This window comes from Sphingobium sp., from assembly GCF_032153725.1.
Taxonomy (GTDB): Bacteria; Pseudomonadota; Alphaproteobacteria; order Sphingomonadales; family Sphingomonadaceae; genus Sphingobium.
In genome coordinates this window covers 1-10,092 of sequence record NZ_JALDYQ010000114.1, presented here as the reverse complement: position 1 = coordinate 10,092, position 10,092 = coordinate 1, and the positions used below count along the sequence as shown (strand labels likewise).

Sequence of the window (10,092 nt, the reverse complement as noted above, 5' to 3'; positions counted from 1 at the left end):
CTCAGGAAGCCTGAATCACATCGCGTCGATCACATCAATGGGTCCTGACCCTAGGGCGGAGCAAGACTCTCTGGCGGCGACCTCCCTTTTGCTGAATTTGCGGCCGCTCGATCCGGGAACAGCAATGCGGCGATGAGGGAAGAGTGCGATGCGGCGGAAGCAGGCCGACGAAACCACACCCCGCAAGGGGATGCCCGATCCTCGTCTGAACCGGACCAGCTTCCTCCAGCGGTTCAGGTCGCAATTTCAGGACCCGGTTTTCGATGGCATGCGCGACGCAGTCGGGCAGATCGCCGAAGGCGCCTGGGACGCCTATAGCGGTCACCGGAAAAGCCCGCGAACGCAAAAGGCAGGCGCCGGTTATGCCGATCCGGATCATGATCTCGCCATAGACTGGATCGATGCGGCCCACGCCATCGATCATGCCAGGGCAGAATATGAGGATGCATCGCGCGCGCCGCGAATTTTGATCGTCAACGGATCGTCCCGCAGCGATCATAGCTGCCCGGGCGAAATGTCGAAAAGCTGGCGGCTGACCCGCATCGCCGCCGATCGTTGCGAGGCGGAGGGCATCGAACCCCTGATCCTCGACCTGTCTCGGCTGACATCGGAATATGGCCGGATGATCCACCCCTGCAAGGCCTGCTTCTCGACCTCGCCCGCGCTCTGTCACTGGCCCTGCTCATGCTATCCCAATTACAGCCTGGGTCAGGTTCATGACTGGATGAACGAGATTTACCCGCTTTGGGTGGCGGCCCATGGCGTGCTGCTGATCACGCCGGTCAACTGGTATCAGCCCAGTTCGCCCATGAAGCTGATGATGGACCGGCTGGTGTGCGCGGACGGGGGAAATCCCGACCCCACCCGCACCCACGGCAAGAATGCGGAGGAAGCGAAGGCGATCGAACTGGCGGGATGGGATTATCCCCGCCATCTGGCGGGGCGGCTATTTGGCGTCATCGTCCACGGCGATACCGAAGGGGCCCAGAATGTCCGGCGCCTGTTGACGGACTGGATGCAGTCGATCGGCATGATCTCCGCAGGGGCCAAGGCGGAGATTGACCGCTATGTCGGCTATTATGAAGCCTATGCGACGAGCCATGCTGCGTTGGATGAGGACATGGCATTCCAGGCAGAGGTGGCCAATGCGACCCTGGCGTTATGCGAAGCCGTCGCTGCCCAGCGAGCCGGTCGCGTCATCGCAGCCGGCATGGATTTGGAAGAGCCGCGTCCCAAATGACCCTCCTGCCATGAGGGGGCAGGGACACGGCCACGCGGTTCAGCCCTGCGGCACCCCGTAAAGGTCATGCTCGTCCGCGTCCTCGATCAGCACGTCGACGATGCTGCCCGGCTGCAAGCCTTCGCCCACGTCGCGCAGGAAGACGTTGCCGTCGATCTCCGGCGCATCAGCCTGGGACCGCGCGGTGGCACCGGCAGAGCCATCCTCGTCAGCTTCGCCCACCTCGTCGATGATGACGGGCAGCACGCGCCCGACCTTGGCAGCGAGCTTGGCTGCCGAGATCGCCGCGGTCTTTTCCATGATCCGCTGATAGCGCTCTTCCTTGACCTCTTCGGGCACCGCGCCGGGCAGGTCGTTGGCGGTCGCGCCCTCCACCGGCTCGAAACGGAACGCGCCGACGCGGTCCAGCTGCGCCTCGTCCAGCCATTGCAGCAGATAGTCGAAATCCGCCTCCGTCTCGCCGGGGAAGCCGACGACGAAGGAGGAACGGATCGCGATATCCGGGCAGATATCCCGCCACTTGCGGATACGGTCCAGCACCTTGGCTTCATTGGCGGGCCGCTTCATGGCCTTCAACACATTGGGCGCGGCATGCTGGAACGGAATGTCGAGATAGGGCGTCAGCAATCCGTCTGCCATCAGCGGGATCACCTGATCCACGTGCGGATAGGGATAGACATAGTGCAGCCGCACCCAGGGTGGCGTGCCCTCGGCGGTGCGGAGCTGCCCCAGTTCCCGCGCCAGATCGGTCATATGCGCGCGGACGTCGCGCCCCTTCCACTGGCGCGTCTCATGCCGGGTATCGACGCCATAAGCCGACGTATCCTGGCTGATGATCAGCAGTTCCTTCGTCCCCGCGTGCACCAGCTTTTCCGCCTCGCGCAGCACGGCGTCGACACGGCGGCTCACCAGGTCGCCGCGCAGCGACGGGATGATGCAGAAGGAGCAGCGATGGTTGCAACCCTCCGAAATCTTCAGATAGCTGTAATGGCGCGGCGTCAGTTTCAAACCGCCTTCCGGCACCAGATCGACAAAGGCGTTCGGAACAGGCGGCGATGCTTCATGCACCGCGTTCACCACCGCCTCATATTGATGCGCGCCGGTGACGGCGAGGACCTGCGGGAATTTCTGGCGGATCAGTTCCGCTTCATTGCCCATGCAGCCGGTGACGATGACGCGGCCGTTTTCCGCGATCGCCTCGCCAATGGCCTCCAGCGATTCTTCCTTGGCCGAATCGAGAAAACCGCAGGTGTTGACCAGCACGACGTCGGCGCCGGCATAGTCGGCGGACATCTGATAGCCGTCGGAACGCAGCTTGGTCAGGATGCGCTCGCTGTCGACCAGTGCCTTGGGACAGCCCAGCGACACCATGCCGACTTTCGGCGCTTCGGGAATTTTGGTTGCCATGATCGGCGCGCACATAGGGATTTTTGCGCCAAATGTCACGGGGGGCGTGAAATCAGGTGAAGCGGGCCGGTGGCGATGGCCGACAGCGGCTTGCCGATCTCCTCCGGCAGCGTCAGTCGCTCATGCAGTTTCACTTGCCCGCCGGACGCCGCCAGATCGGCCCGGACCGGAACGATCCTCACCGGATGCGGGCCGGAAGCGCGCGCACGGGGTCCACCGGCGTCCGGTCCTTGCGCAATTCGAAATGCAGCTTGGGACGGCTGGCATAGCCGCTATCCCCGGAAAGGCCGATAATCTGCCCTTTGGTGATTTTCTGCCCGCGCACCACATCGACCCGGCTGGCATGACCATAGGCGCTGACCCAGCCGCCGCCATGATTGATGAGCATCAGACCCCCGAACACCGCCACCCTGTCCCCCGCATAGGCCACCACGCCATCGGCGGCCGCATGGATCGCCGTGCCCGCAGGAACGGCGATGTCGATGCCATTGTTCCGCACGCCGCCCGCGCCGGGACCGAAGCCGGACAGGATCACCCCGCGCACCGGCCAGATGAACGAACCCGCAAAGGCTTTGGGTTCGGCGATAGGCACATTGGAGGGCAGGGGCCTTGGCTCCCGCGAAGCGGCCGGCGGACGCTTGCCCCCCAGCGCAGGCTGCCCGCCGGTCAGCACATCGTCGATATCGATACGGAAGGCCGCCGCGCGCTCCTCCATCGTGCGCGGCTTGCGCGGCGCGTCATCGGGCAACAGCAGGCGCCGTCCCTTGCGCAGCAAAAAGGGCTCGTTGAGGTCGTTGATCGCCACGATCCGGCTCCACGCCACGCCATAGGCCGTCGCAATCGCGATCCCCGTCTCGCCCTCCGCCACCAGATGATAGCGCCCCGCCGGAATGGAGAGTTTCTGCCCCGCGCGCAGCCCATAGGGCGGCACCAGCCCATTGGCTTTCGCAATCGCCTCCGCCCCCGCGCCACTGCGATTGCTGACCCCCAGCAAAGTCTCGCCGGGCTTCACGACATAGGTGGACGCTGGAACGGTCCGCGCATTGGGGACCAGCTGCTGCATCGCCCAGACCGGTTCGGCCTCGGCAAGCTGCGGCAGATGCAGTCCCGGAATCGCGCGAGGCGCATCCTTCGCCCCCATGACCATTGGTGAAATTGCCAGCAAAAGGGCGGGAGCGGAACGAAGCATCGCTTCGTCTCTAACGGGGGGACTTTCGCCTTGCCAGCGGATCATTGCCAGCGGATCATTTCCCGGCCGTCAACGCCGCCTTCGCGGACATGAGGTCAAATCAGGTGCGAAGCGCCCAAGCTCAAACCCCGAAAGCCGCCGCCGTCGCCGCCATCGCGCTGTCCTGCGTCAAATCATAATGCAACGGCGTCACCGTCACATAGCCTTCCGCAATCGCCGCCAGATCGCTTCCTTCCGGCACGGCGTCGCTCTTCCCAAGCCCGAACCAGTAATAAGGATAGCCCCGCGGATCGGTCCCCTTGATGATCTTCGTCCGATCCACGTCGTGAAAGCCCTGCCGCGCCACGCGTACGCCCTTCACCGCATCAGGCTCGATCGCCGGAAAATTCACATTGAACAGCAGCCGGGGACTCGTTGGCATCGCGATCAATGGCCGCAGTACCCGCTCGCCCCAGGCGCGCGCCGCCGCAAAGGGCACCGCGTCGCCCATGCCCTCGCGTGCATAGACCTGACTGAGCGCGATCGATTTGATCCCGGAAATCGCGCCCTCCATCGCGGCGGCGACGGTGCCCGAATAGGTCACGTCCTCCGCCAGATTGGCCCCACGATTGACGCCCGACAGGAGCAGATCGGGCCTGGCATCCTTCATCAGATGCCCGACCGCCATCATCACCGCATCGGTCGGCGTGCCGGTGACGCTGAAATGCCTGTCCCCATGCTCCCGGATGCGCAGCGGTCGCGTCAGCGTCAGGCTGTGCCCGGCGCCCGACTGTTCCTCGCTCGGCGCGACGATCCAGATATCGTCGGAGATCGTCCGCGCAATCTCCTCCAGCACCTTCAATCCCGGAGCATGGACCCCGTCGTCATTGGTGAGCAGGATGCGCATCCTAGCGAGGCCGCAGCCGGGTCATCCCGCCCATATAGGGTGCCAGCACCTCCGGCACGATGACGCTGCCGTCCTCCTGCTGGTAATTTTCCAGCACTGCCACCAGCGTCCGTCCCACGGCCAGCCCGGACCCGTTCAGCGTATGCAGGAAACGCGTCTGCTTCTCGCCTTCGGGCCTGTAGCGCGCATTCATCCGTCGCGCCTGAAAATCGCCGCAGTTGGAAACTGAACTGATCTCGCGATAGGTTTGCTGGCTTGGCAACCAGACCTCCAGATCCCAGGTCTTGCGCGCGCCGAAACCCATGTCGCCGGTGCACAGCAGCACCTTCCGATAGGGCAGCCCCAGCGCCTGCAACACGCCCTCGGCAGCCGCGCACATGCGCTCATGCTCGGCCTCCGACTCCTCGGGCCTGCAAATCGCGACCAGCTCGACCTTCTCGAACTGATGCTGCCGGATGAAGCCGCGCGTGTCGCGCCCCGCCGATCCCGCTTCCGACCGGAAACAGGGCGTCAGCGCCGTCAGCCGCAGCGGCAGGCTCTCGACCGGCACGATCTGTTCCCGAACCAGATTGGTCAGGCTCACTTCCGCCGTCGGAATCAGCCAGCGCCCATCGGTGGTGCGGAACAGGTCCTCCGCGAATTTCGGCAACTGCCCGGTGCCGAACAGCGCCTCATCGCGCACCAGCAATGGCGGATTGACTTCCTCATAGCCATTTTCGCCCGACTGGCGATCCAGCATATACTGCGCCAGCGCCCGGTGCAGTCGCGCCGTCTGCCCCCGCAGCGCCGTGAAGCGCGCGCCGGACAGCGCGGCGCCGCCCTCGAAATCCAGCCCCAGGGCCGGTCCGAAATCCGCATGATCCTGGGCCACGAAGGTAAAGCCGCGCGGCTCGCCCCAGCGCGCCACCTCGACATTCTGCGCCTCATCCTCGCCCGGCGGCACGTCGTCCGCCGGCAGGTTCGGGATCGCCGCCAGTCGCGCTGCCAGCGCCTCGCCAAGCTCGCGATCCTCGGCTTCAAGCGTCGGCATGCTTTCCTTGAGCGCCGCGACCTCCGCCTTCAGTGCCTCCGCCGTCGCCAGATCCTTCTGCGCCATGGCCTGGCCGATGGCCTTGCTCGCCTCATTGCGGCGGGCCTGCCCCTGTTGCAGCGCCGTTTTGATCGCCCGGCTGTGCTCGTCCAGCGCCAGCAGCTCCGCGCTCAGCGGTTCAAGCCCGCGCCGGGCCAGGCCAGCGTCGAAAGCGCCGGGATTTTCGCGAAGGAAACGGATGTCATGCATGGGCCAGCCCTATGCCGTTCTGCGACCAGCCGCGCAACCCTGCACACCGCCGTCCGTTGATGGTATAAGCATATGCAACAAGAGGAGCCGGACGATGCAGATTGACCATGACGCGATGGTGCTGGTGGCGGACGGGCGCAAAATGCTGTTCTTCCGCAATCGTGGCAGCAGCCTTAATCCCAATCTGGAAGCGGAAGCGGTGAAGTCGCAAGACAATCCTGCCGACCGCGAACAGGCCTCCGACGCTCCCGGCCGCGCGTCAAACTCGGTGGGCAGCCACCGTAGTTCCATGGGGCAGACCAATTTCCACGATCTGGAGGAAGTGCGCTTCGCCGCCCAGGCGGCCGACCTGCTCAAGCGCCGCGCGCTCGCCCATGAGTTTGAGAAGCTGATCGTCGTGGCGCCGCCCAACGCACTGGGCGAAATGCGCAAACATTATCACAAGGAAGTGCAGAACCGGCTGGTGGGAGAGATCGCCAAGGACCTTTCCAACCACCCGGTGCCTGAGATCGAGCGGATCATCGCGACGAGCTGACCTGTCCGGCCGGCGCTCCCCCCGGATGCGTCGGCCGGATCGCCCCACGGTCAACCTTCTGCGGCGGCCCTTGGGCGTGAGAAGCGCTTGCGCGCCAGCAACGCCGCCGCTCCAGCTCCGAACAGCAGCACCATGGGCGGCGCGGGAACGTCGGTCGGCGGTGGCTGCGGATGATGATCGCCGCCGGACGAACTGGTGGAGGACGAAGAAGAGGACGAGGTCGAACTGCTGGTGGAGGAGCTGGACGAGCTGGAGCTTGAACTGGACGAGGACGAACTGCTGGTCACATTGCCGCTCGATGTCGAAACGTTGCCCGAGGAGGTCGAAACCCCGCCCGTTGAAGTGGAGACGCCTCCCGTCGAAGTCGAAACCCCGCCGGTGGATGTCGACACGCCCCCCGTCGACGTCGAAACCCCGCCCGTGGTGGAACTGGTCGAACTGGTGATGCCGCCGGTCGAACTGCTGGTGGAGGAGATCACCACCGAGCCGCCCGAACTCCCGCCGCTCCCGCCGAAGAAGCCCCCGAAGAAGCCACCGCCGCCAAAGCCGGGACCGTCCGCCATCACGACCGGGGCCCCGCCGCCGCCGGACATGACCGGCATTTCCGTCGGAACGAGCGGGGCGGGCAGGGGAATGGGCGCGGCCTGCGTCGTCACCATAACGGTCTGCGGCGCGCAGGATACCGTCCTCACCACCCGCTGCACCTTGCGCACGACAGGCCTGCGCGGCGCTGCCTTCACGCTCTTGGTGCTGTGGACCCCGACCGGCCGCGCGCTTTCGGCGACATGGACCGCGCCGCCGCCGATGATCGCGCCGCCAGCGGCGCAAGCGCATAATTTAGCCAATGCCATCCGTACCGACATGGGATTCCACTCTTGTTGTCTTTGCCGGCCTGACGATCTGCCACTGAATTGCAGAGTAACGATCGCAGGGCCGCTCCGTATCTCTAACAACGCAAAACAAAGCGTTAAATTCAATGGCGTTAACTCTGAATATCGGGGCCAAGTCGAGGAAAATTCTAACAAATCATGAATCAATATGGTTAACGTCCCAGAGTGACACGACGGCTGGCCGCTTCGATAATACATCTTGTCTGTTTTCTTTTGTGATCGCCGCACCATGGGGAATCGCCGGTTTTCCGCGATGCGGCGCGGCGCAATGGACGATCGGCGCGCCGGATCACAGATTGTCCGCTTGTCTCAGCCTCTGCCGCTGGCTATTAGGCGCCGTCAATCACAAGTCACGGATACCCCGGCACTTTCAGCACCGGGGGTCCCGCGAGTCGGAGAGCCAGATGGCATCGGTCCTGAATTCCGATAAAGACGGCCAAAATCCGCCGAAATCGGCTGTAATACTCCCCCCCGATTATCGTCCGTCAGCAGACGAAGAGTTCATGAACCCGATTCAGCTGGAATATTTCCGGCAGCGCCTGTGGGACTGGAAGAAGCAGATCCTGGCGGAAGCGGAGGGCACGCTGGCGGTTTTGCAGAACGAACCGCTGCGCGAACCGGACCTCAACGATCGGGCGTCGAGTGAGACGGACTGGTCGATCGAATTGCGCACCCGCGACCGCCAGCGCAAGCTCATCTCCAAGATCGACGCCGCGTTGCGCCGCATCGACGAGGGCGAATATGGCTATTGCGAAGTGACCGGCGAACCCATTTCCCTGGGCCGCCTGGAAGCCCGCCCGATCGCGACCATGACGGTGGAAGCGCAGGAACGGCACGAGCGGCAGGAAAAAGTCTCTCGCGACGATTAACCTTTTATCCACGCAGCCATGCCAATGTCGCCGGATAAGGTGGTGATATTGCAGGGCGTTGTCGATGGATAGGAATCAGGAAAATACTGGCCGTGGCCCGGCGCGTTCGGGTCCGCGGGACAGCCTGTTCCTGCTGACCAATTTAAGTTCGGCCGATGGCACGCCGCTGGGCCGGGCGCGGGTGCGCAATCTGTCGGCGACCGGTCTGATGGCCGATTGCGAGCGCGCCGTCCCTGCCGGCATCCGCGTCAGCTTCGACCTGCGCGGCATCGGACGGGTCAACGGCTCGGTCGTCTGGTCGCGCGATGATCGCATCGGCATTGCCTTTGAACAGGAAATCGATCCGCAACAGGCACGTCGCCCCGTTTCGGGGCAGGGCGGGCAGGCTTCGGTGCCGGACTATCTGCGGCAACGCCGCCTCACGCGCTGATCGCCGCTTTCGCTTTCTCAAATCCCAGAAAATCAGCCCCGCCGACATGTCGGGCCGGGGCTTTCCATCACTTGCCGCCGTTCTGGCAAGGGCAGGATCAGCGGCAAGGGACCGCTGATCCATGCCTTCACTCAGGCGTCACCGACTGTCAGTGTTGCGCCTCCATTTCCTCCTTCAACCGAAGCTTCTGCTTCTTGAGCGAGGCCACCAGGATCGCATCAGGCATGGGACGACTTGTCTCCGCCTTGATTCGTGCCTCAAGCCCTGCATGCTTGGCCGAAAGAGCTGAAATGTGGCTATTTTCCATGACATTCTCCTTACGAGGGTGATGGATGAGTGAATAGATCACGATTCGCGGGCTTTGTCTTCGGGTGATTCGCGCTTTGCGACGGGCCGCGATGAAATTTGCGATGGTTCGTTCCGGTCGGCCGGGCTATCAGAGGGGGATGGGACGGCAATGAGTGCGAAAGTAGGTGTATGGTGAGCCGCGAAGACATCATGCGTCGGCTGGAATTGCTGCGAATCGAACATCGCGACCTGGACGGCGCCATCGCCGCGCTGGTCGACTCCGGATCGGGCGACCAGATGCAGGTCGCGCGTCTCAAAAAACGCAAATTGCGCCTGCGCGACGAAATAGCCCTGCTGGAGGATCAACTCGTGCCCGATATCATCGCATGAACCGTTTGCGGTTAACGCCGCGTCAACTGATCCTGAATGAGACAATTCGGGGTTAACGGGCGGTGTCGGGCCTGACAAAGACCCATGCTTGTGCCACATATCGGTCATGAAACCCGCCGCTTCTCTTGACCGGGGCCTGCACCGCCGCCTGGTCGATGGCCTTTATGTCGAAGCCATGGTCATGGCGGATGAGGCGCGTACCTATTTCGACATGGGGGAGGCATCCAATCCGGAAACCGACGATCCGTTGCGCCGCGTTGCCTTCGCCTGCGAATCGTTGAAGGTCACGACCCGGCTGATGCACATCATCGCATGGCTGCTCAGCCAGCGGGCCTGGCAGCGTGGCGAACTCAATGATGCCGATATGCTGGACGATAAATACCGCCTCGGCCATGCCGCCACCACCGATCCGGCGATTTCGGCAGCCTTTCCCTTCGCCGCCCGCGCCTTGATAGAGGCGAGCCAGGATCTTTACGAGCGCGTCGCCCGATTGCAGGACCGCATGGCCCGCCCGCGCGCGCAGGCCGAACCCAATCCCGCCCGTGCCCTGATGGAACGCCTCAACGCCGCTTTTTGACGGGCAGTAACTGGCCAGAAGTGGCCATTTGGGGACATTCCAACCCTCGTCACCCCGGACTTGATCCGGGGTCCAGCTTTTCTTTTCGGAGTGTGCCTGAAAAGGTAGCGGG

General features: G+C 63.8%; 13 protein-coding genes. 7 read left to right on the top strand and 6 right to left on the bottom strand.

The window, feature by feature from the left end:
- Nucleotides 1–148: 148 nt before the first annotated feature.
- A complete protein-coding gene (locus RUH75_RS22445; RefSeq protein WP_313809417.1) occupies nt 149–1,240 on the top strand; it encodes a flavodoxin family protein in 1,092 nt (363 codons plus the stop codon).
- A 39-nt stretch (nt 1,241–1,279) separates the two neighbouring features.
- On the opposite strand, the gene rimO is transcribed toward RUH75_RS22445, so the two are convergent.
- From rimO to serS, 5 genes are all read right to left on the bottom strand, one after another.
- On the bottom strand, nt 1,280–2,662 hold the full coding sequence (gene rimO, locus RUH75_RS22440; RefSeq protein WP_313809416.1) for a 30S ribosomal protein S12 methylthiotransferase RimO: 1,383 nt from the start codon (nt 2,660–2,662) through the stop codon (nt 1,280–1,282).
- Nucleotides 2,663–2,682: 20 nt separating this feature from the next.
- A complete protein-coding gene (locus RUH75_RS22435) occupies nt 2,683–2,829 on the bottom strand; it encodes a hypothetical protein (protein WP_313809422.1) in 147 nt (48 codons plus the stop codon).
- A complete protein-coding gene (locus tag RUH75_RS22430) occupies nt 2,826–3,788 on the bottom strand; it encodes a M23 family metallopeptidase (RefSeq protein WP_313809415.1) in 963 nt (320 codons plus the stop codon). Before RUH75_RS22430 ends, RUH75_RS22435 begins: the two co-directional genes overlap by 4 nt.
- A gap of 169 nt (nt 3,789–3,957) precedes the next feature.
- Complete coding sequence (surE, locus tag RUH75_RS22425) at nt 3,958–4,722, bottom strand: 5'/3'-nucleotidase SurE (RefSeq protein ID WP_313809414.1); 765 nt, start codon at nt 4,720–4,722, stop codon at nt 3,958–3,960.
- 1 nt (nt 4,723) lies between these two features.
- Complete coding sequence (gene serS, locus RUH75_RS22420; RefSeq protein WP_313809413.1) at nt 4,724–6,001, bottom strand: serine--tRNA ligase; 1,278 nt, start codon at nt 5,999–6,001, stop codon at nt 4,724–4,726.
- Between the two features lie 94 nt (nt 6,002–6,095).
- Between serS and RUH75_RS22415 the strand changes: the two genes are divergently transcribed.
- The 4 genes from RUH75_RS22415 (at nt 6,096) to RUH75_RS22400 (ending at nt 8,725) form a co-directional block, all read left to right on the top strand.
- Nucleotides 6,096–6,536: a host attachment family protein gene (locus RUH75_RS22415; RefSeq protein ID WP_313809412.1), complete on the top strand. Its 441-nt coding sequence runs from the start codon at nt 6,096–6,098 to the stop codon at nt 6,534–6,536.
- 195 nt (nt 6,537–6,731) lie between these two features.
- Nucleotides 6,732–7,568 carry a hypothetical protein gene (locus tag RUH75_RS22410; RefSeq protein ID WP_313809411.1) on the top strand — a complete coding sequence of 279 codons (837 nt, stop codon included), beginning with the start codon at nt 6,732–6,734 and terminating at the stop codon, nt 7,566–7,568.
- A gap of 262 nt (nt 7,569–7,830) precedes the next feature.
- Nucleotides 7,831–8,295: an RNA polymerase-binding protein DksA gene (gene dksA / locus RUH75_RS22405; RefSeq protein ID WP_313809421.1), complete on the top strand. Its 465-nt coding sequence runs from the start codon at nt 7,831–7,833 to the stop codon at nt 8,293–8,295.
- Nucleotides 8,296–8,359: 64 nt separating this feature from the next.
- Nucleotides 8,360–8,725, top strand: coding sequence for a PilZ domain-containing protein (locus tag RUH75_RS22400; RefSeq protein WP_313809410.1), 366 nt, complete (start codon nt 8,360–8,362; stop codon nt 8,723–8,725).
- 148 nt (nt 8,726–8,873) lie between these two features.
- Here the strand turns inward: RUH75_RS22400 and RUH75_RS22395 are convergent, their stop codons facing one another.
- Nucleotides 8,874–9,032, bottom strand: a complete 159-nt coding sequence (locus tag RUH75_RS22395; protein WP_007684009.1) for a YdcH family protein — start codon at nt 9,030–9,032, stop codon at nt 8,874–8,876.
- 191 nt (nt 9,033–9,223) lie between these two features.
- Here RUH75_RS22395 and RUH75_RS22390 point away from each other — a divergent pair, with 191 nt between their 5' ends.
- Together RUH75_RS22390 and RUH75_RS22385 are read left to right on the top strand one after the other, a co-directional pair.
- Nucleotides 9,224–9,403 carry a YdcH family protein gene (locus RUH75_RS22390; RefSeq protein WP_313809419.1) on the top strand — a complete coding sequence of 60 codons (180 nt, stop codon included), beginning with the start codon at nt 9,224–9,226 and terminating at the stop codon, nt 9,401–9,403.
- A 106-nt stretch (nt 9,404–9,509) separates the two neighbouring features.
- Nucleotides 9,510–9,980: a DUF1465 family protein gene (locus tag RUH75_RS22385; RefSeq protein WP_313809409.1), complete on the top strand. Its 471-nt coding sequence runs from the start codon at nt 9,510–9,512 to the stop codon at nt 9,978–9,980.
- Nucleotides 9,981–10,092: the final 112 nt, after the last annotated feature.

Bases quoted from the DNA above. Each gene is read 5' to 3' on its own strand.
- RUH75_RS22445 (WP_313809417.1), top strand. From the start codon at position 149: ATGCGGCGGAAGCAGGCCGACGAAACCACACCCCGCAAGGGGATGCCC.
- rimO (WP_313809416.1), bottom strand. From the start codon at position 2,662: ATGTGCGCGCCGATCATGGCAACCAAAATTCCCGAAGCGCCGAAAGTC.
- RUH75_RS22430 (WP_313809415.1), bottom strand. From the start codon at position 3,788: ATGGGGGCGAAGGATGCGCCTCGCGCGATTCCGGGACTGCATCTGCCG.
- surE (WP_313809414.1), bottom strand. From the start codon at position 4,722: ATGCGCATCCTGCTCACCAATGACGACGGGGTCCATGCTCCGGGATTG.
- serS (WP_313809413.1), bottom strand. From the start codon at position 6,001: ATGCATGACATCCGTTTCCTTCGCGAAAATCCCGGCGCTTTCGACGCT.
- RUH75_RS22415 (WP_313809412.1), top strand. From the start codon at position 6,096: ATGCAGATTGACCATGACGCGATGGTGCTGGTGGCGGACGGGCGCAAA.
- dksA (WP_313809421.1), top strand. From the start codon at position 7,831: ATGGCATCGGTCCTGAATTCCGATAAAGACGGCCAAAATCCGCCGAAA.
- RUH75_RS22400 (WP_313809410.1), top strand. From the start codon at position 8,360: ATGGATAGGAATCAGGAAAATACTGGCCGTGGCCCGGCGCGTTCGGGT.
- RUH75_RS22395 (WP_007684009.1), bottom strand. From the start codon at position 9,032: ATGGAAAATAGCCACATTTCAGCTCTTTCGGCCAAGCATGCAGGGCTT.
- RUH75_RS22390 (WP_313809419.1), top strand. From the start codon at position 9,224: ATGCGTCGGCTGGAATTGCTGCGAATCGAACATCGCGACCTGGACGGC.
- RUH75_RS22385 (WP_313809409.1), top strand. From the start codon at position 9,510: ATGAAACCCGCCGCTTCTCTTGACCGGGGCCTGCACCGCCGCCTGGTC.